The 18934-nt window shown below is 69.2% G+C and carries 18 protein-coding genes; 6 read left to right on the top strand and 12 right to left on the bottom strand.

Features of this window, described 5'->3' with window-relative positions:
• Positions 1-3 precede the first annotated feature (3 nt).
• On the bottom strand, positions 4-900 hold the full coding sequence (locus VI08_RS08890) for a LysR family transcriptional regulator (RefSeq protein ID WP_045829224.1): 897 nt from the start codon (positions 898-900) through the stop codon (positions 4-6).
• Positions 901-1003: 103 nt separating this feature from the next.
• Between VI08_RS08890 and VI08_RS08885 the strand changes: the two genes are divergently transcribed.
• Entirely contained in the window at positions 1004-1864 is an 861-nt protein-coding gene (locus VI08_RS08885) for an NmrA family NAD(P)-binding protein (protein ID WP_045829223.1), read from the top strand.
• Position 1865: 1 nt separating this feature from the next.
• Here the strand turns inward: VI08_RS08885 and VI08_RS08880 are convergent, their stop codons facing one another.
• From VI08_RS08880 to VI08_RS08875, 3 genes are read right to left on the bottom strand one after another with little or no spacing between them, the layout of a single operon-like run.
• Positions 1866-2345, bottom strand: a complete 480-nt coding sequence (locus VI08_RS08880) for a VOC family protein (RefSeq protein WP_045829222.1) — start codon at positions 2343-2345, stop codon at positions 1866-1868.
• A 28-nt stretch (positions 2346-2373) separates the two neighbouring features.
• Positions 2374-2538 (bottom strand): hypothetical protein, encoded by a 165-nt coding sequence (locus tag VI08_RS21695; RefSeq protein WP_157006501.1) that lies wholly within the window; start codon positions 2536-2538, stop codon positions 2374-2376.
• Between the two features lie 59 nt (positions 2539-2597).
• Positions 2598-3503, bottom strand: coding sequence for a LysR family transcriptional regulator (locus tag VI08_RS08875; RefSeq protein ID WP_045829221.1), 906 nt, complete (start codon positions 3501-3503; stop codon positions 2598-2600).
• Positions 3504-3590: 87 nt separating this feature from the next.
• Here VI08_RS08875 and VI08_RS08870 point away from each other — a divergent pair, with 87 nt between their 5' ends.
• A complete protein-coding gene (locus tag VI08_RS08870; RefSeq protein WP_157006498.1) occupies positions 3591-4277 on the top strand; it encodes an SDR family NAD(P)-dependent oxidoreductase in 687 nt (228 codons plus the stop codon).
• A gap of 7 nt (positions 4278-4284) precedes the next feature.
• On the opposite strand, the gene VI08_RS08865 is transcribed toward VI08_RS08870, so the two are convergent.
• Positions 4285-5241, bottom strand: coding sequence for a copper resistance protein B (locus VI08_RS08865; RefSeq protein ID WP_332308627.1), 957 nt, complete (start codon positions 5239-5241; stop codon positions 4285-4287).
• The gene (locus tag VI08_RS08860; protein ID WP_157006495.1) at positions 5238-6917 is read right to left on the bottom strand and encodes a copper resistance system multicopper oxidase; all 1680 of its coding nucleotides are present in this window, start codon (positions 6915-6917) and stop codon (positions 5238-5240) included. Before VI08_RS08860 ends, VI08_RS08865 begins: the two co-directional genes overlap by 4 nt.
• A gap of 127 nt (positions 6918-7044) precedes the next feature.
• Between VI08_RS08860 and ligD the strand changes: the two genes are divergently transcribed.
• A complete protein-coding gene (ligD, locus tag VI08_RS08855; RefSeq protein WP_045829218.1) occupies positions 7045-9564 on the top strand; it encodes a DNA ligase D in 2520 nt (839 codons plus the stop codon).
• Positions 9565-9595: 31 nt separating this feature from the next.
• Positions 9596-10495 carry an acyltransferase gene (locus VI08_RS08850; RefSeq protein WP_045829217.1) on the top strand — a complete coding sequence of 300 codons (900 nt, stop codon included), beginning with the start codon at positions 9596-9598 and terminating at the stop codon, positions 10493-10495.
• A 99-nt stretch (positions 10496-10594) separates the two neighbouring features.
• On the opposite strand, the gene bla is transcribed toward VI08_RS08850, so the two are convergent.
• The 4 genes from bla to VI08_RS08830 form a co-directional block, all read right to left on the bottom strand.
• A complete protein-coding gene (gene bla / locus VI08_RS08845) occupies positions 10595-11410 on the bottom strand; it encodes a subclass B3 metallo-beta-lactamase (protein ID WP_052697787.1) in 816 nt (271 codons plus the stop codon).
• A 166-nt stretch (positions 11411-11576) separates the two neighbouring features.
• Positions 11577-12653, bottom strand: coding sequence for a PepSY-associated TM helix domain-containing protein (locus VI08_RS08840; RefSeq protein WP_045829216.1), 1077 nt, complete (start codon positions 12651-12653; stop codon positions 11577-11579).
• Positions 12653-14872, bottom strand: coding sequence for a TonB-dependent receptor family protein (locus tag VI08_RS08835; RefSeq protein WP_045829215.1), 2220 nt, complete (start codon positions 14870-14872; stop codon positions 12653-12655). The genes VI08_RS08840 and VI08_RS08835 overlap by 1 nt, the downstream gene beginning before the upstream one ends.
• Positions 14873-14959: 87 nt before the next feature.
• Positions 14960-15580 (bottom strand): response regulator, encoded by a 621-nt coding sequence (locus VI08_RS08830; RefSeq protein WP_045829214.1) that lies wholly within the window; start codon positions 15578-15580, stop codon positions 14960-14962.
• Positions 15581-15645: 65 nt separating this feature from the next.
• Here VI08_RS08830 and VI08_RS08825 point away from each other — a divergent pair, with 65 nt between their 5' ends.
• Together VI08_RS08825 and VI08_RS08820 are read left to right on the top strand one after the other, a co-directional pair.
• Positions 15646-16461: a DUF72 domain-containing protein gene (locus VI08_RS08825; protein WP_045829213.1), complete on the top strand. Its 816-nt coding sequence runs from the start codon at positions 15646-15648 to the stop codon at positions 16459-16461.
• A 31-nt stretch (positions 16462-16492) separates the two neighbouring features.
• The gene (locus VI08_RS08820; RefSeq protein ID WP_045829212.1) at positions 16493-17140 is read left to right on the top strand and encodes a DUF6348 family protein; all 648 of its coding nucleotides are present in this window, start codon (positions 16493-16495) and stop codon (positions 17138-17140) included.
• A 248-nt stretch (positions 17141-17388) separates the two neighbouring features.
• Here the strand turns inward: VI08_RS08820 and VI08_RS08815 are convergent, their stop codons facing one another.
• Both VI08_RS08815 and VI08_RS08810 read right to left on the bottom strand, forming a co-directional pair.
• Positions 17389-17823, bottom strand: a complete 435-nt coding sequence (locus VI08_RS08815; protein ID WP_045829211.1) for a putative toxin-antitoxin system toxin component, PIN family — start codon at positions 17821-17823, stop codon at positions 17389-17391.
• Positions 17820-18827, bottom strand: coding sequence for an LLM class flavin-dependent oxidoreductase (locus VI08_RS08810; RefSeq protein WP_045829210.1), 1008 nt, complete (start codon positions 18825-18827; stop codon positions 17820-17822). The genes VI08_RS08815 and VI08_RS08810 overlap by 4 nt, the downstream gene beginning before the upstream one ends.
• Positions 18828-18934: the final 107 nt, after the last annotated feature.

The following is an 18934-nucleotide window of genomic DNA, read 5'->3' as shown; positions in this document are numbered from 1 at the left end:
ATCTCAGGTCGAGCCGGTGAGCTCTTCGAAGTGCGTGGGCGAGGCGTCCTTGAAGTGGTCCACGAGCAGGTTCACGAAGGCGGAGACCTTGGGTGCGACGTGGCGTTGCGGCGGGTAGAGCGCCCACACTTCAGTGATGCCGCCTTCGACGTAGCCCCACGCCGTGAGCGTGCCATCGGCCAGCGCGGCGGCGATGAGCGAGGCGGGCAGCATCGCCGCGCCGACGCCTTCCATCACGGCATCGTGCACCATCGACATCGACGACAGGCGCAGTACCGCGCGTGGTGCGATGGCAAGGCGCTTCTTCCCATCGACCAGTGGCCAGGTGTCGCCACGCGAGACGGCGGGCAACACAATGGCGGGGAACGCTTCGCCGTCGCGCGGCTTCGGTACCGACGGCCGCGCTGCGACGATGTAGCGGTCGCGGAGGAAGCAGCGGCCGGCGAGCTCGGTGGTCGGCTTGGGGTTGGCGCGCACGATGAGGTCGAAGCCTTCGGCAAGCGGATCCACGAAGCGATCGTCGGCGACGATCTCCAGTTCCACCGCGGGGTACATCGCCGCGTAACGCGATGCGAGCCGCCCCACCCCACGCTGCGCGAACAACACGGGCACGCTGACCCGCAGCCGCCCGCGTGGGCCACCGGCGCCTGCCGCCAGGTCCGCCGCCACGTGCTCGATATGGCCGAGCACCCCGGCCGTTTCGGCGTGCAGCACGCCGCCCTCTTCCGTGAGCCGGAACGGCCGCGCGCCGCGTTCCACCAGCCGCACCCCCAGGGCATCTTCCAGCTCGCGCACGCGCCGCGATAGCGTGGCCTTCGGCCGCCCGGTGGCGCGGCTGGCGGCGCCAAAGCCCCGGTGGGTGGCGACGGCGTTGAAGTCGGCGAGGGCGAGTAGGTCCAAGGCAGGTGTTCCATTGGCGAGACGCCATGTCCCGATTCGCGGGCTATCGTACCGCATGCGAGACGCGCAACCTGTGTCCATCCCAACCACACAGGTGTTTCCCATGAGCATCCTCGTCACTGGCGCCACCGGCGCCGTCGGTTCCGCTGTCATCGAACGCCTCGCCGCCGCGGGCGCCGACGTGCGCGCCCTCACCCGCAACCCCAACGCCTACAAGGGCCCGGCCGGCGTCCGCGCCGTGGCCGGCGACGGCACCGACCCGAGCGCGATCCGTGCCGCCTTGCAGGGCGTCGACACCGTGTTCCTGCTCAATGCCGTCACCGCCGACGAACTCACCCAGGGCCTGACCCTGCTCACCCTGGCCCGCGACGCCGGCATCCAGCGCTTCGTGTACCTCTCGGTGCTCAACGCCGAGAACTTCACCGACGTGCCGCACTTCACGGTGAAGTACACGATCGAGCGCGCCATCGAGCAGTTCGACCTGCCGGCCACCGTGCTCCGCCCCTCGTACTTCATGCAGAACGACGCGCCGCTGAAGGACGCCGCCGCCCACGGCCTGTACCCCATGGCGCTGGGCAGCGTCGGCATCGAGATGATCGATATCCGCGACATCGCCGACATCGCGGCCGCCGCCCTGCTCCGTCGCGCCCGGGCCAGCGGCCCGCTGCCGCGGGAAGTCATCGAGATCGCGGGGCCCGAGGCCATGACCGGTGAATCGGCCGCGAAGGTGTGGGCCGATGCACTGGGCAGCGAGGTGGCCTACGTGGGTGACGACCTCGACGCGGCCGAAGCGGCCATCGCCCAGCGCGCGCCGGCATGGGCCGCGTACGACCTGCGGCTGATGCTGGCCCGCTTCCACCGCGAGGGCATGCGCGCCAAGCCCGCCGCACGCGGCACGCTGCGCACCCTGCTGGGCCGCGAGCCACGTACGTACCAGGCGTTCGTGCGCGAGCTGCTGGGCTGACCTAGGTCGCGGCGGCTTTCATCGCGGCGATGTCGATCTTCGTCATGTGCATGAGGGCCGCCACCGAGCCGGGGTTCTTCACCAGCTCGTCGATGTCGTCCGGGCAGACCTGCCACGACAGGCCGTATTTGTCCTTCAGCCACCCGCAGGCCTGGAACTGGGCGTCGCCACCCGCCGAAAGCCTGGCCCAGTAGTAGTCGATCTCCGCCTGGTCCTTGCAGTGCACGACCAGCGAGATGGCGTGGTTGAACGCCACGACGGGGCCGCCGTTCATGCCGGTGACGCGCTCGCCGTCGAGTTCGAAATCAACGGTCATGACCGAACCCTGCGGCCGGCCCGATGCCTGGGCCGAGGCTGCCGAATGGTGGTTCACGGCGTTGATCCGCGAGTTCGGGAAAATCGCCGTGTAGAACTGCGCAGCGTCTTCGGCCTGGGTATCGAACCAGAGGAACGGGGTGATGCGGCGGAATGGACGGCTCATGGCGCTGGCTCCTTCGTGGGGTTCACCCTTACGTCGAACCGCCCTCGTCGTTTTCGACATCGCCATCGCCATCGCGCTTGTGCTGCGGGTCGCCCGAGCCGGTGGTGACGGGCTCGACGGGCCCTGGCGGCTGGCCGTGGGTGGGGTCGCCGGAGCCCGTGGTGGGCTCGTCGTAGGTATCGCGAGGTGGCATGGCCGCGCTCCCCGGGTGGTGGTCCGCCGAGCGAACCACCGGCGGCGTCAACGCCGCGTTCACGCGCGGCGGGCGATGGCCACGCAGAAGTCGACGAAGGCGCGCACCTTGGGCGGCGCGTGGCGGCGTGACGGGTAGAAGGCGTATAGCGGGAACAGCTCCTCGGCATGGTCGGGGAACAGCTCCACCAGGCGGCCATCGTCCAGCGCGTCACGCACGCTTACCTCCAGCACCTGCGCGATGCCCGTGCCCGCCACGCAGAGGCCGTACATGGTGGCCGAATCCGCGACAAGCAGCGGGCCCTTCGTCGCCACGGTAGTGACCTTGCCCTTGCGGTGGAACTCCCAGTCGTACGGCCGCCGCGTGGCAGGGTCGCGGAACTGGATGCAATCGTGCGATGCCAGGTCCTTCGGCGTGCGCGGCGCACCGTGCGCGGCGATGTACGACGGCGCGGCCACCGTGAGCACGCGGGTATCGAGCAGCTTGCGCGCCACCAGCGACGAGGCCTCCGGCACGCCGAAGCGCACGGCGACGTCGATGCCCTCGCCGATGAGGTCGCCCAGCTCGTCGCGCGTCACGATCTCCATCTCCAGCTGCGGGTGCTGCGCGAGGAACGCCGCCAGCTTCGGCGCCACCACCAGCCGCGAGAACATCGGGTCGAGGCTGACGCGCAGGCGGCCGCGGACGGCCTGGGCATCGCCCGCCGCGGAGACCGCCGCTTCCTCGATGCCGGTGAGCAATGGCCCCACCTGCTCGACCAGCCGCTGGCCTTCATCCGTGAGGTGCACCGAGCGCGTGGTGCGCTGGAGCAGGCGCACGCCGAGGTGCGCCTCGAGGCGGCCGATGGCGCGGCTCACGCCCGAGGGTGACAGGCCCAGCGCATCGGCCGCGCGGGCGAAATTACCGGTTTCCACCACGGAAACCAGGACGCTGAGATTGCCTAGCAGGCGGCCATCGTTGGGCATGGACGGATAACTCGTGACGTTTGGTCAAGAAAGATCTGCGCCCCGGCGCATATCGTCAATGCCCATGCGGGCATAGGATCGCTTCCCATGGCAAAGCACACCGCTCTCATCATCGGCGCCTCGCGTGGCCTGGGCCTCGCCCTGGTGCGGGTTTACCTGCAGCGGGGCTGGCATGTCGTGGCCACCGTCCGCGGCGAACCGCCCGCAGCCCTGGGCGACGGCCACGGCGGGCGCCTGCGCGTCGAGCGCGTGGATATCACGCAGGAAACCGAGATCGACGCCCTGCGCGAGCGGCTGGCGCGCGAGCGCTTCGACCTGGTGCTGGCCAATGCCGCCATCGCCACCGAGGATCGCGACGCGAACGCCGCCACGGTGTCGGACATGGAGTTCATCGACGTAATGGTGACCAACGTGCTCGGCCCCATGCGCGTGCTGGAGGCCTTCGAATCGCTGGTGCCGGCAAGCGGCGTGCTCGCCGCCATGTCGTCGGGCCTCGGCAGCGTCGAAAACAACACGCAGGGCGGCTGGAACGTTTACCGCGCGAGCAAGGCCGCGCTGAACCAGATGCTGCGCAGCTTCGCCAACGAGCGCGCGGGTGACCGGCGCGCGGTGCTGGCGCTGGACCCCGGCTGGGTGCGGACCGACATGGGTGGCCATGCGGCCACGCTGTCGGTCGACGAAAGCATCCCCCGCCTCGTCGACGCCATCGCCTCGTATGCCGGCAAGGCCGGCGCGCATTTCGTCACGTACCGCGGCGGTACGCTGCCCTGGTAGTGGCGCGTCAGAACCACAGGCGCACGCCGGCGACCCAGCGGCGTTCGGTGACACGGCGGCCCTGCGCGCTGGCAAGGTCGGCGGTGCCACCGGTGAGGTGCTCCCACGCCACGCCCACGTAGGGCGCGAACGCGCGGGTGAACTCGTAGCGCAGGCGCAGGCCACCTTCCACCGACGAGATGCCCGCGCGCAGCATGCGGCGTTCGTCATCCTTGCCATAGGCATTCACCTCGAGCTCGGGCTGCAGGATGAGGCGCTGCGTGATGCGCAGTTCGTACTCGGCGCGCACGCGTGCCGCCGTGCGCCCGCCCTGCCCCGCGTACGCCGTGGCCTCCAGCTCGAACCAGTACGGCGCCAGGCCCTGCACGCCGAATGCCGCCCACTGCCGTTTCGGGCCCTGGCCGAAGTCGCTGCGCACGCCGAGCTGGGTATCCCAGAACGTGGCGATGGCGTGGCTCCAGAACGCTTCCACGTCGCCGTCATGCGGGCGGCCACCTTCGCGTTCGCCCTCGCTGCGCAGCCACAGCTTGTTAGTGTCGTTGCCGTACCAGCCTTCGGCCTCCCACGACTGGCCGTGGCCACCCTGCCCCGCGAATGACTCAAGCCGATCGAGCAGCAGCATCGCGCTAGGCGCCGTGTCGTCCATGTCGTCCATGGCCATGCCGTGCATCATCGCGGGCGCGATGCCATCGGAGTAATCGGGGCTGCGCGCGCCGGCAGGCGCGCTGCCGCCTTGCATGGGGCCCATCGGCATCGAGCCCATGTCGTGCATGGCGCCCATGTCGTGGCCAGCGTGCGGATCCTGCGCAGGTGCCGGTTGTGCGCCCTGCTTCGGCGCATCGTGCTGCATGGTGGCGTGGTCCATCGCGGCATGGTCCATGCCTTCCATGGGCGGCATCTGCTGCGCCGCGGCGCCGGAGGGCGCGGATGCGGCCAGTACGGCAAGGGCAAGCCAACGCCTCACGACACCACCACCTCGCGGAACATCCCCGCTTCCATGTGGTACAGCATGTGGCAGTGGAACGCCCAGCGGCCGGGGTTATCGGCGGTGACCGCGTAGCTCACCTGCTGCGCGGGCTGCACGTTCACCGTGTGCTTGCGCACCTGGAACGCGCCGTGCGCATCCTCTACCTCGCTCCACATGCCATGCAGGTGGATCGGGTGGTTCATCATCGTGTCGTTCACCAGGGTGATGCGCAGGCGCTCGCCCTGGCGGAAATGTATCGGCTTGGCGTCGGAATACTTCTGCCCGTCGAAGCCCCATGCGAAGCGCTCCATGTTGCCGGTGAGGTGCAGCTCGATGGTGCGCGAGGGCTCCCGCGTATCCAGTGCGCCACCCACGGTGCGCAGGTCGGCGTACGTGAGCACGCGATGCGTGCGCTCGCGCAGGCCCACGCCTGGGTCATCGAGGTTCGTGCGCGGCATGTCCACGTGCATGTCGGTGTTGGGGCCGTATTCGGTGCTGGCGTGGTGTGCCATCACCATGCCGCCGTCGGTGGCGTCGTCGCCCATCGCACCCATCATGTCGCGCATGGCGAGGCGCGGGCGCGGATCCAGCGCGGGCACCGCCGCCTGCATGCCCGCCCGCGGCGCGAGCGTGGCACGGGCGTAACCGGAGCGGTCGATCGACTGGGCGAACACGGTGTAGGCCTTGTCCTCGGTGGGCACGACGATGACGTCGTAGGTCTCGGCGGCGGAGAGGCGCAGCTCGTCCACGTCCACGGGCACGATGTCCTGGCCGTCGGCCGCCACCACCTGCATGCGCAGGCCGGGTATGCGCAGGTCGAAGATGGAGTTCGACGAGCCGTTGACCAGCCGCAGGCGCACGTGCTCGCCCGGCTTGAACGCACCCACCCAGTTCGCCGCGGGGGCCATGCCGTTCACCAGGTAGGTGTACGTGGCCCCGGAGACGTCAGCGAGGTCGGTGGGGTTCATGCGCATCTGGTTCCACATGCGGCGCATGGCCACGGCATCGCGGAAGCCTTTGGCCCGCGCATCGCGCAGCAAGCCCGCCAGCGTGGGCTGGCCGTAGTTGTAGATGTCCGGTCGGGTGCGCAGCCGGGCATAGAGGCGCTCGGGGTCTTCGTCGCTCCAGTCGCTGATGAGGATGACGTGCTCGCGATCGGCCGGGTAGCGCTCGCCCGCGCGCGGCTCGATGACGATGGCGCCGTACAGGCCGCTCTGCTCCTGGAAGCGGCTGTGCGCGTGGTACCAGTACGTGCCCGCCTGCTTCGCGGTGAAACGGTAGGTGAAGCGCGACCGCGCCGCGATGCCGTCGAAGCTGAGGCCCGGCACGCCGTCCTGGTTCGCGGGCACCACCAGGCCATGCCAGTGCAGCGAGGTCACCGTATCGAGCTGGTTGTCGATGGCGATGCTTACCTCGTCGCCCTCGCGCCACCGCAGCGTCGGCCCGGGCACGCTGCCGTCGAGCGTCACGGCCGTGCGGGCGCGGCCGGTGAAGTCCACCGCCGCTTCGCGCACCGCCAGCTGGAACGCGGGCCCCTGCCATGTCGCGGGGCGTGGCATCGGCGCCGTGGCGCAGGCTGGGCGCACCACGCCCGTGGCAAGGCCCACGCCGGCCACGGCCAGCCCCTGGACGAAGCGGCGGCGGGTTGGGTCGAAGGGGCCGGGGCCGTGCATGGCGGGGAACATCCGGGCGTGGGGAGGAGCGTGAGCGTACCGAGGCCGGCCGCGGCCCGACAACTCTGGAGAAGGCTCCTCGCGGGCTGCACGGCCTGTTCACCGGCCCGCTCCAATCATCGGTGGCATGAGCCTGCAGGACTACCGGAAGAAGCGCGACTTCAGCCGCACACGGGAGCCTGCACCCGAGGGCACCGCTCGCAAGGGCCGTGCGCTGTTCGTCGTGCAGCTGCACCATGCCTCGCGGCGGCATTTCGATTTCCGGCTGCAGGTGGGCGACGTGCTGCGCAGCTGGGCGGTGCCGAAGGGCCCGAGCTACGACCCGGCGGTGAAGCGGCTCGCGGTCGAGGTGGAAGACCACCCCGTGTCGTACGCCGATTTCGAAGGCGATATCGAGCATGGCTACGGCAAGGGCCACGTCGATACGTTCGACCGCGGCGTGTGGTCCAGCGCGGGCGATATCGAGGCGCAACTGCAGAAAGGCCACCTCAGCTTCGAGCTGTTCGGCAAGCGCCTGAAAGGCGCGTGGCACCTGGTGCGCAGCGGCAGGAAGGAGCGCCAGCCCGCATGGTTCCTGATCAAGGCGGATGATGCCTACGCCGGCGACGTGGAGGCCGACGACATGCTCGATGCGAAGATGCGCGCCAGCACGCGCAAGGCGGCGAAGACGCCAGCGACCAAGGCCGCCGCGAAGAAGAGCACCGCGCGGAAGAAGGCGGCGCCCAGGGCCCGGCGCACGCCCGTGGCCGCGCTGGCGAAAGCCGCCGCCGCGATAAGCGGCGCGAAGGCACGCAAGCCGAACGGCGCCTTCTTCGCGCCCCAGCTGGCCCGGCTGCGCGAGACGCCACCGCAGGGCGACCAGTGGCTGCACGAGGTGAAGTGGGATGGCTACCGCATCCTCACCAGCATCGCCCGTGGTGAGGTGAACACGTGGTCGCGCAACGCGCTGCCGTGGAACGAGCGCATCCCCGAGATCGTGCAGGCCATCGAGGCGCTGGGCCTGGACAGCGCGCGCCTGGATGGCGAGCTGATCGCCGTCGACGCGCAGGGCCGCAGCGATTTCAACGCGCTGCAGAAGACACTTTCCGGCGAGGCCAACGCGCCCCTGGTGTACATGCTGTTCGACCTGCCCTACCTGCAAGGCCAAGACCTGTCGCGCACGGCGCTGCACGAGCGCAAGGCGCTGCTCGAACGCCTGCTCGCCCACGCACCCGCGCACCTTGGCTACAGCGGCCACAACGTGGGCGACGGCGACGGCGTGTTCGCCATGGCGATGGAACAGAAGCTGGAAGGCATCATCTCCAAGCGGGTCGATGGCGCGTACCACAGCGGCCGCAACGACGACTGGCTGAAGATCAAGCGCCTGGAGGCCGATGAATTCGCCGTCGTCGGCTACACGCCCGCGAAAGGCTCGCGCGTGGCGTTCGGCTCGCTGCTGCTGGCGAAGCCGGGCGCGAAGGGCCGCTGGACCTACGTCGGCCGGGTCGGCACGGGTTTCACCGACGAGATGCTGCGCGACCTTGGCAAGACGCTGGCCACCCGCGGCAAGCCGAAGCCGCCCATGCCGCTCGACAAGATCGACCCCCTGCTCCGCGGCGCGCTGTGGGTGGAACCCAGCGCCGTGGCCGAGGTGTATTTCCGTGGCATCGGCAACCAGGGCCTGCTGCGCCAGCCCAGCCTGAAGGCGCTGCGCATCGACAAGGCCCCGGCCGACCTGCATGACAGCGACCGGGCGCCTGCGAAGCCCGCGAGGAAAACCCCCATGGCCAGCGACGAGATCACCATCACCCACCCCGGCCGCGTGGTATTCCCCAACGACGGCATCACCAAGCAGGATGTGGCGGATTACTACAAGGCCGTCATGCCATGGTTCCTGCCGCCCGTGGCCGACCGGCCCATGCCCATGCTGCGCTGCCCCGGCGGCATCGGCGAGCACTGCTTTTTCCAGAAGCACACCATGGCCGGGCTGCACCACGTGGGTACCGCGAAGCTGAAGGAAGAGACCGGCGCGCAGGCGGTGTACCTCTACCCGAAGGACGAGGCCGGCCTGCTCGAGCTCGTGCAGTTCGGCGCCATCGAGTTCCACCCGTGGGGCTCGCACGTCAAGACGCCGGACAAGGCCGACCGGGTCATCTTCGACCTCGACCCCGGTGACAACGTGGCATGGAAGCGCGTCATCGCGGCCGCGCGCATGGTGCGCGGCTTCCTGAAGCAGCTGGGGCTCGAATCGTTCGTGCGCACCACCGGCGGCAAGGGCCTGCACGTGGTGGTGCCGCTGGCGCCCGCGGCGAAGTGGGAGACGGTACGCACCTTCGCGCGTGGCTTTGCCGAGGCGATGGCCGAGGCCCACCCGCTGGAGTTCGTGGCCACGGCATCGAAGAAGGTGCGCGGCGGCAAGATCTACCTCGACTACCTGCGCAACGGCCGCGGCGCCACCGCCGTGGCGTCCTACTCCTTGCGGGCCCGCGCGGGCGCGCCCGTGGCGGTGCCGGTGCGCTGGGACGACCTGGGCAAGCTCAAGTCCGGCGCGGACTTCACGATCCACACCGTGCCTAAGCGGCTGGCCCGGCAGAAGAAAGACCCCTGGGAAGGCATCGACGCCGTGAAACAGGGCCTGGATGAGGTGATGGAGCAGTTGGGCCTGTAGACTTGGGCGTTCCCTGACCAGCCCGTGCCCTATGTTCGCCTCGCTGCCCAAAGCCCTCCGCGTCACCCTCGCCTGCCTCTTCCTGCTGGCCAACACCGTCGCGCACGTCGCGCCGCTGTTGCTGCTCACGCTGGTGCGCCTGGTGTTGCCGCTGAAGGGGCTGCGCGATGCGTGCGGCGCGGCGCTGGTGCATATCGCGGAGAGCTGGCTCAGCGTCAATGGCTGGCTATGGGGCGCTTTCACGCGCACCGTGTGGACGGTGGAAGGCACCGACGGCCTCGTGCCACGCGACAACTACCTGGTCGTGTGCAACCACCAGAGCTGGATCGACATCCCTGCCCTGCAGAAGGTGTTCAACCGGCGCATCCCGTTCATGCGCTTCTTCCTGAAGAGCCAGCTCATATGGGTGCCACTGCTGGGGCCGGCCTGGTGGGCGCTCGATTTCCCCTTCATGAAGCGGCATTCGCGCGAGGAACTGGCGCGCCGCCCGGAACTGCGCACGAAGGATCGCGACGCCACGCGCCGCGCCTGCGAGAAGTTCCGCCACGTGCCGGTGGCCATCATGAACTTCACCGAGGGCACCCGCTTCACGCAGGCGAAGCACGACGCGCAACAATCGCCCTACCGCCACCTGCTGCGCCCCAAGGCCGGCGGCGTGGCGTTCGTCATCGATGCCATGGGCGATGCCATCCGCCACATGCTCGACGTCACCATCGTCTACCCCGATGGCCCCGGCACCATGATGGACATGATCGCCGGCCGCATCCGCGAGATCCGCATCCATGTCCGCAAGCTGCCCATCCCGGGCGGCATGCGCGGTGATTACGAGAACGACACCGCGTTCCGCGAACGCTTCCAGGCGTGGATCAACACGCTGTGGACCGAGAAAGACGAGCGCATCGGCGCCATGCTGGCTGCCGGTTCGCGCTAAAGCGCGCGTAGGAGCCCACACTGTGGGCGACGCTTTTCGCGAAGGCATTACAAGGCCTGTTGCGTGTTCGCGAAGAGATGTCGCCCACGGGGTGGGCTCCTACGTGCCGTTTTTTTCGTCTTCCAGTTGCTGCTTGAGGTGGTCGCGGCCGTCCTGTGCGTAGGCCTTGCAGGTTTTCCCCGCGCCCTGCTCGGGGTGCGGCGTGACGAGGATGTCGCACGGTAGCGACGCGACGCGGTCGAACGTCTTCCAGTAGGCGGCCACGTAGGCCGGGTGGTCGCTGTAGCGGTACGAACCGAGGGCGAAGGCGTAAAGGCTGTCGACGTAGGCGATGTGCTTGCACGTGCTGCCTTCGCAGCTATCCCATGTCCATGCGGTGCCACCGGGCGTATGGCCTGGCGTGATGTGCGCGGTGAGCTTCAGCGGGCCGACGGTGACCACCGTGCCGTCCACGATGTCGCCGGTGACGGGGAACGTGGGGAAGGCATCCTTCGTGGTGGAATCGAATTGCGGGTCGTCGGGGTCGCGGCCACCCAGCGTCATCGCCTTCGCACCCGCCGCCGTGGCGCGCACCAGCGCGCCGCTATCCTTCTGCAGCGCGCCGATGGCGCCCGCGTGGTCGAAGTGCGCGTGCGAATTCAGGATCACCTTGATGTCTTCGACGCGGAAGCCGAGCTTGCGGATGTTGGCCTCGATGAGCGGCGCGTTGCCCGTCCACGTGCCGTCGATGAGGATGTGCCCCTGCGGCGAGGTGATGAGGATGGACGACAGCCCCTTGCTGCCCACCTGGTAGGCATTGCCGTAGATGGCATGCGGTGGGCTGGGTTCGCTCCATGCCGGCACGGGCGCGGTAGGCGCGGCGGCGAAGGCGGGCAGGGCGGCGAGGCCGGCGAGCAAGGGCAGGGCAAGGCGCATGAGGGTGTCCCGGCGTTGGCAGGATGCGCAGCTTAGCGGCGCTGGCGGGCGCGGCCCGGGCCCGCCGTGTGGCAATACGCTGGCAGGGGCGCGCCGTTGTAGGAGCCCACCCTGTGGGCGACCCCCTTGCGGCCGCATCGCCCACAGTGTGGGCTCCTACAGAGGGTCAGGAACGCCTGCGCGTTCTTGCACGCCAAAAAAGAAAACCTGTCACCAGCAAGAACATCGGCAGCAGGCCGGTGATGCAGGCCACTACGCGCCACGTTATACCGCCCACGGCCGCCGAGTGGATGGGAAACAGCGCGTTGGCGAGGCGGCCACCCGTACCTAGTTTCGTCGCGTCTTCGCCGCCGATCACCGCCGCATCGTGGCCGTCGATGAACAGCGTGCTGCGGCCGGCGAGGTTCCATTCGCCGGCACGGCGCACGCGCATCACGATGGTGCCGCTGTCCTTGCCGGGCAGCATCACGCGGGTGAGTTCGGCATCGGGCGCCGCGGCGCGGGCGGCCGCCAGTACGGCCGCCCAATCGGGCGTGCCTTCCAGCGGCGCCGTCTTCGGTGGCTTCGCCGGTGCCTTCTCGCCGAGTGCGGCCGCGAGCCCCGTGCGCACGGCGCCGCGGTACGCCATGGTGGTGCCCGTGCCGATCATGACGATGAGCAAGGGCAGGGCGATGACGCCCACGGCACGGTGGAAGCTGGCCCAGCGCAGCACCGGCGGGTTCGCATGCGGCTTGAGGTGCTTCAGCGCGCGCTGGCGGCCCGGCCAGTACAGCCATACGCCGGAGAACAGCATGAAAAGGCCCGCGAACGCGACAACGCCCAGCACCGTTTCGCCCACTTCGCCCGTCAGCAGGTGCGTGTGCCAGTCGAGCAAGGTGAGCAAGCCGTCACCGCTCTTGTGCCGGGTCAACAGCAAGGCGCCGGTCGTGGCATCGAAGTAGTAACGGTCACCACCGCGTGCCTGTGCTTCCCACACCGGCAGCCCGGCGTCGGGAAGCGACAAGCCGCGCAGCCCCTTCGCCTCCTTCGAGGCCAGCACCACCTCGAGCGAGCGCGCCTGCGTGGCGAGATCGGGCAGCGGCCGCGCCGCCAGTTCCGGGTGCCCGGCCACCAGCAGCGGCTGCTCCCACAGCAGCACGCTGCCGGAGAGCGTCACCAGCGCCAGCAACAGGCCCAGGCTGAGGCCCAGCCACAGGTGCAGGGTCTTCAGGGTGGTGCGGAAGCGGCGCGGGCGAGGGGTCATCAGAAGTCCACCGAGGCCTGGACGAAGTAGGTGCGCGGCATGCCGACGTACAAGCCGTCGTTGTTGTCGGTGCTGCGCGTGTAGTAGCGGCGGTCGAAGAGGTTCTTCACGCCCAGGCCGACGCGAAGGTTCGAGAACGACGGCCCGAAGGCGTATTCGCCGCGCGCGTTCCAGGTAGTCCAGCCGGGGATGTTCCCGAGATCGCCATTGGCCGATGGCTCGGTGACGTACGCGGTGGGGTTCGCGGGATCGAAACTCGGCGAGCCGGGCGAGTGCTGGCGCGATTGCGAGAACGCGTCGAGGTTGAACGTCCACGCGGCCACGTTGTAGCGCAGGCCAAGGTTCGCGGTGCGGCGCGAGTAGAACGGCAGGTCTTTCCCGGCGAACGAGCCGTTCTTTGAGAACGCGTGCGTGTAGGTGGCCGTGCCCCACAGCGTGAGGCCATCGAGCGCATCGTTGAACGCGCCGAAATCGAGGTGGGCCGAGGTCTCGATGCCCTTGTGCGTGGTCGCGCCCAGGCTCGTCCAGCCTTCGTACGAATCCGGCACGTTGGGCAGCTTGCCCACCAGCTGCAGCTCGTGGTCGAAGTTGATGCGGAACAGGCTGACCTCGCCACCCCACGCTTTGGTGTCGTAGCGGGTGCCGATTTCAAAGGTACGCGCCAGTTCGGGCTCCAGGCCCTGGGCAAACTGGTTCGTCGAGTCCTTCTGGCCGATCTGGAAGTACTGCAGCGAGCCGAACGAGGTCTCGGCGTTGGCGTAGAGCTTCCACGCCTCGCTCAGGTGGTACATGACGTTGAGCGATGGCAGCGGCTTGGAATACGACTCGCGCCGCGCGGTGGGGCCCTTCACCACCACCGTGGCATCCGGGTGCGCTTGCCACTGGCTGCGGATGCGCTCGTAGCGCAGGCCCGGCGTGATGGTCCAGTCACCCGCGTTGATGGTGTCGTCGATGTACAGCGCGTGGGCTTCGTTGCTGCCGGTGTTGTTGCCCGACAGCACGTAGGGGCCGTTGTACGGGTCGCCGGTGAACGGCGTGTACCAGAGGTTCGAGGTGTACTTGTTGTTGCGCAGCGTGCGCTCGTGCATCGCTTCGTTGGTGTAGCGGTAGCCCACGCCGATCTCGTGCGTCGCCTGGCCCCAGTCGAACAGCTCCGAGTAGCGCGGCTCGATGGCGAACACGTGGTAGTTGCGCGGGTAGGCGTTGAGCTGGTGCGCGTAGCTGCCGTTGGCGTTCTGCGTGATCGTCTCGATGTGGCTGCCACGGAAGCTGTCGGAGTAGTACGACTGCACCTCGAACGAGCGGCGATCCTCCACGTGGCTGTACTTCACCACGTAATCGGTACGACGGCCGTGGAAATCGTCGTACGGCCGGCGCGACTGGAACGGGTCGGCGTCGTAATCGGCCTGGGTGAGGCCGCCCGGCATGCCGGCCTGGCCGTCGTAGTGGTGGATGCTGCCGGTGAGCGTGTCCTCGTGCGTGATGGCGTATTTCGCCTTCAGCATCAGGTCGTCGATGCTCTCGTTATCCTGCTTCTCGCGGTAGCCCGGGCCGTGCAGGCCGTTGTAGAGCAGTGCCACGCCCAGGCCTTGCTGGGTGGTGCCGCCGAGGAAAAGATTGCTGTTGGTACGGATGCCACCGTGCTCGCTGCCCTGGAACTGCACGCCGGCGCTGCCGCCGAAGGCCTCGGGGATGTCGCGCGTCACGAAGTTGATGATGCCGCCGACGTTCTGCGGCCCGTAGCGCACGGAACCGCCGCCGCGCACCACGTCCACCGCCTGCAGGTTACCCAGGCCCACCGGGGCCATGGAGACCTGCGGCTGGCCATAGGGCGCCACGGCCAGCGGCACGCCATCGAGCAGGATGGTGGAGCGCGGCGACAGGCGCGAGGTGAGGCCACGAACGCCCACGTTGAGCGAGACATCGCTGCCGCCGGTGCCGTTGCTCTCCTGCACCTGCACGCCGGGGATGCGGCGCAGGGCATCGCGCAGGTTGGTGGCGCCCGCCTCGCGCAACTGCTCGCGGCGCACCACGGTGCGGGCACCGGGGTGGTTCTGCACGGTGTTCTGCTGGGCCTCGCCAAGCCAGTCGCCCACGACCTTCACGCCCTCCAGGGTGGTGGGCGATGGCGGCGGGGTGGTGTCCTGGGCGGCCGCCAGGCAAGGCGCGCCAAGGGCGCCGGCCAGCGCGAGGGCCAGGAGAGAGGGGCGGAAGGGCATGTGTTGCGGCCTTTGGATCGTGCGAAAGCCCGATATCGTAATACGAACGATTATCAGATCAAATTCGGCACGGCGTATGACAGCCGCCTAGAGCTCGATGATGCCCCGGCGCAGGGCGATGGCCACCGCGTGGGTGCGGTCGTTGGCCTGGAGCTTGGCCAGGATGCTTTTCATGTGCGCCTTCACCGTCTCCTCGGCGATGCCCAGGGCGCTGGCGACGTCGCGGTTGGCCGAGCCGGTGGCCACGCGGGTGAGCACCTGGATTTCGCGCGGGCTCAGCTCGTCGTCGTCGGCGTGGCCCGCCATCTCGTGGGCGATCTCGTCGGGGATACGGCGCTTGCCGGCCATGATCTGGGTGATGGTGGCCAGCATGTCCTTGCGCAGCTCGCTTTTCAGCAGGTAGCCCTGGGCACCGGCACGGAACGCCCGCAGGGCCTGCACGTCGCCGCGGTACGTGGTGAGCACGAGGATGCGGGCATCGGGGAACTCGGCGCGGATGGCCTCGATGGCGGCGATGCCGCCCATGCCGGGCATCTGCAGGTCCATCAGCGTGAGGTCGGGGCGCAGCGCGCGATAGCGCTCGACGGCTTCCTCGCCCGTGCTGGCCTCGGCGACCAGCTCTAGGCCGGGCTGGCCCTCGAGCACGGCGGCGATGCCTTCGCGCAGCAGCGGGTGGTCGTCGACGGTCAGGATGCGGATGGTGGGCATGGCGGGGATTATGGACGATCGCGACGACACCGCCTCCACCCCACCCTTGCGAGCATGCGAAGCCAATGGCCACGAAACGCACGAAACCCGGCACGATCCGCACCGGCATGGGCGGGTGGACCTTCGCGCCCTGGCGCGGCGTGTTCTACCCCGAGGGCCTCGCGCAGAAGCGCGAACTCGAATACGCCAGCCGCCACGTCAGCGCCATCGAGATCAATGGCACCTATTACCGCGCGCCCGCGCCCGAGGTTTACCGCCAGTGGGCCGGGACGGTGCCGGATGGCTTCGTGTTCTCGGTGAAGGCACCCCGGCACATCGTGCAGACGAAGGCGCTGGCATCCACGGGCGAACGGGTAGGGCGCTTCCTCGAAGGCGCGGTGGCGCTTGGCGACCGCCTGGGCCCCGTGCTGTGGCAGTTCATGCCCACGCGGAAGTTCGACCCCGACGACATCGCCGGCTTCCTCGACCTGTTGCCGGAAACCGTCGGCGGCGTGGCGCTGCGCCACGCGGTGGAAGTACGCCATGAAAGCTTCCTCGACCCGCGCTGGGTTGAGCTGGCCCGCGCCCGCGGCGTCGCCACCGTGTATACCGACTCGCCCGACCACCCCAACCTCGCCGACCTCACCGGCCCGTTTGCCTACGCGCGGCTGATGCGCAGCGTGGCCAGCCGTAAGACCGGCTACACGGCGAAGGGCCTGGGCGACATCGCGGCGACGGCGGCCGCCTGGGCCGGGGGCGGCGACCCCGCCGGCCTGCCCCACGTCGGCAAGCCGCAGGCCACGGGCAAGCCGAGGGATGTCTTCGTTTTCTTCATCTCCGCGGCGAAAGAGCGCAACCCTGCCGCCGCGATGGCGCTCGGCAAGCTCGCCGGCACCGCATAATCCGACCCACTGATCCACACGCGGAACCCCCATGGACCGACTTATCCAGAACACCCTGATGGACCTCTTCGCCGAACACGGCGTGGGCCTCGAACCCGACGAGGACTGGCTGCTGACCGAAGGCGATGATTTCCCGGCCATCCGCGGCATCTGGCACGAAGGCAACAACGGCGGCCTGGGCCGCCTCGACATCGATATCGTGCTGGACGAAGAACGCACCATCGAAGAGAGCTTCGGCGGCATCGGCGCCGGCAAGGCCGGCTGCCGCGACGCGCTCGACAGCTTCGCGCGCAACGATTTCCACGTGGTGCTGGCCGCCTGCTGGCACGTCGTCAACGGCAAGAAACTCGCCGTGCGCGAGCTCACCGCCGGTGCGCACCGCTTCGCCGTCTACATCGGCGACTTCACCCTGCGCGGCGAGGACGATGCGCCCATGGAGATCCCCGAAGACGGCCTGTCGGCGCTCGAGGCCGCCATCAGCACCGCGCCGCTCACCGCGGATATCCACTGGATCCGCGTGTTCTACGGCAACACGGGCGACGGCAAGAGCCAGGTGGAGGTGCTTCTCGACAACGAGCCCTGGGCCGCGGGCCACAAGGCCATCGCCTCGGTGGAATGGCCCCAGCACGAGCGCTACTACAGCCTGCGCAACTTCATCGCGCTCGTGCCGGTGGATTGAGGGCTCAGGCGTTTGGTCCCCGGCATTCGCGTGCACGCGCCTCCGACAAGAGCGGGGGTGGGAGGTGGGAAGCGGGGGTGGTCGGGCCGGCGGGTGCGTGAGGCTGGTGGAGAGTCTGCGCTGGTGTGGCGCCGGCGTGGCGCCGCCGGCACCCTCGACCGGGCGTCGGGTCACGCCCCCACTTCCCGATGCCCACCTCCCGCTTTCGCGCGCAAGCGCGCTCCCACAGTAGTCAGGTAAGGCACCCGTCAATCGGCGTCGCGGAAATCGGGCCAGTCTTCCGGGCGCATGATGTCGAAGAGGCCTTCGCGCTTCGTGCGGCGCGCCAGCCGCAGCACCTCGGCGTCGCGCGAGAACAGGATCGATGCGCTGGTGGACGCGGCCAGTTCGAGGAACTTCTGGTCGTCGGGGTCCTTGCAGCGCGGCGGAGCCTTCATGCAGGGCGCATCGGGCAGCACGCGCACGAGGGCGTCGAAGCGTGACACGGCGTCGGCGCGGCGCGCGTCGTCGAGTTTCAGCGCGGGGTAATCGAGCACCGCCAGCCACTCCACGCGGCAATCGTCACGCGTCACCGCCTCCACTTCGCCACCCTCGATGGCCGCGACCAGCGCGGCGGCACGGGGGTCGGCGAAGACGAACGCGTCCAGGCACACGTTGGTGTCCAGGACCACGCGCAACGTCACGCGGCGGCGCCCGTGGCGAGCTTCGCGTGTTGCTCGGCCACGAGGGTGTACGAGTGCTTGCGGGCCGCGGGGTCGAACACCTGCGCGGTGATGATCAGCTCGTCGGCGCGCGTGCGGTCGATGAACGCGGCGAGCCCGTCGCGCACGGTGTCGGGCGAACCCACCACGGCGCTCGACAGCGCGTGGTCCACCTGCGCCTTCTCCATCGGCGTCCAGATGCCTTCCATGCTGTTGACCGGCGGCGGCAGCTGGCCCGGCGCGCCACGGCGGAGGTTCCAGAACGCCTGCTGCTGCGAGGTGAACAGGCGGCGGGCCTCCTGGTCGGTGTCGGCGGCGACGACGTTGATGCCCAGCATGGCGTAGGGCTTCGCCAGCACATCGGAAGGACGGAACATGCCGCGGTACACCTCGAGTGCCTGCATCATCAGATCGGGCGCGAAGTGCGAGGCGAACGCGAACGGCAGGCCCATCTCCGCGGCCAGGCGCGCACTGAACAGGCTCGAGCCCAGCAACCACAGGGGCACCTTCGTATCGATGCCGGGCACGGCACGCACCGTCTGGCCCGGCAACAGCGGGCCGAGGTACTGCTGCAGCTCCACCACGTCGTCGGGGAAGCGGTCGTCGCTGGGGCCGAGCGAGCGGCGCAGGGCCCGTGCCGTGGCGTAGTCGGTGCCCGGCGCGCGGCCCAGCCCGAGGTCGATGCGGCCGGGGTACAGCGAGGCCAGGGTGCCAAACTGCTCCGCGATCACCAGCGGCGCGTGGTTCGGCAGCATGATGCCGCCCGAGCCCACGCGGATCGTCTTCGTCGCCTCGGCGATATACCCGATGACCACGGCCGTGGCCGCGCTCGCGATACCCGTCATGTTGTGGTGCTCGGCCAGCCAGTAGCGGTGGAAGCCGAGGCTTTCCGCGTGGATGGCGAGGTCGCGGGAGTGGCGCAAGGCATCGCCGGGCGTGCTGCCGCGGGGTACCGGGGCCAGGTCGAGGACGGAGAACGGGATCATGGGCAGGGGAATCCTTGGGGCGCGGTGCGGCGCCGATCCTTTCCATATGGGCGGCATTCGGCCAAAGGCAACCGTGTAGGCGAACGCCGACAGCGAGCCTGGGCCAT

This window comes from Luteibacter yeojuensis (assembly GCF_000964085.1).
Lineage (GTDB): Bacteria > Pseudomonadota > Gammaproteobacteria > Xanthomonadales > Rhodanobacteraceae > Luteibacter > Luteibacter yeojuensis_A.
This window is presented reverse-complemented; position numbering and strand designations above follow the sequence as displayed.

Coding starts and splice junctions, on each gene's coding strand:
- VI08_RS08835 (WP_045829215.1), bottom strand. CDS start 14,872: ATGCCCTTCCGCCCCTCTCTCCTGGCCCTCGCGCTGGCCGGCGCCCTT.
- VI08_RS08875 (WP_045829221.1), bottom strand. CDS start 3,503: ATGCCCAACGATGGCCGCCTGCTAGGCAATCTCAGCGTCCTGGTTTCC.
- VI08_RS08820 (WP_045829212.1), top strand. CDS start 16,493: ATGGACCGACTTATCCAGAACACCCTGATGGACCTCTTCGCCGAACAC.
- VI08_RS08860 (WP_157006495.1), bottom strand. CDS start 6,917: ATGCACGGCCCCGGCCCCTTCGACCCAACCCGCCGCCGCTTCGTCCAG.
- VI08_RS21695 (WP_157006501.1), bottom strand. CDS start 2,538: ATGCCACCTCGCGATACCTACGACGAGCCCACCACGGGCTCCGGCGAC.
- VI08_RS08885 (WP_045829223.1), top strand. CDS start 1,004: ATGAGCATCCTCGTCACTGGCGCCACCGGCGCCGTCGGTTCCGCTGTC.
- bla (WP_052697787.1), bottom strand. CDS start 11,410: ATGCGCCTTGCCCTGCCCTTGCTCGCCGGCCTCGCCGCCCTGCCCGCC.
- VI08_RS08825 (WP_045829213.1), top strand. CDS start 15,646: ATGGCCACGAAACGCACGAAACCCGGCACGATCCGCACCGGCATGGGC.
- VI08_RS08880 (WP_045829222.1), bottom strand. CDS start 2,345: ATGAGCCGTCCATTCCGCCGCATCACCCCGTTCCTCTGGTTCGATACC.
- ligD (WP_045829218.1), top strand. CDS start 7,045: ATGAGCCTGCAGGACTACCGGAAGAAGCGCGACTTCAGCCGCACACGG.
- VI08_RS08870 (WP_157006498.1), top strand. CDS start 3,591: ATGGCAAAGCACACCGCTCTCATCATCGGCGCCTCGCGTGGCCTGGGC.
- VI08_RS08830 (WP_045829214.1), bottom strand. CDS start 15,580: ATGCCCACCATCCGCATCCTGACCGTCGACGACCACCCGCTGCTGCGC.
- VI08_RS08850 (WP_045829217.1), top strand. CDS start 9,596: ATGTTCGCCTCGCTGCCCAAAGCCCTCCGCGTCACCCTCGCCTGCCTC.
- VI08_RS08840 (WP_045829216.1), bottom strand. CDS start 12,653: ATGACCCCTCGCCCGCGCCGCTTCCGCACCACCCTGAAGACCCTGCAC.
- VI08_RS08810 (WP_045829210.1), bottom strand. CDS start 18,827: ATGATCCCGTTCTCCGTCCTCGACCTGGCCCCGGTACCCCGCGGCAGC.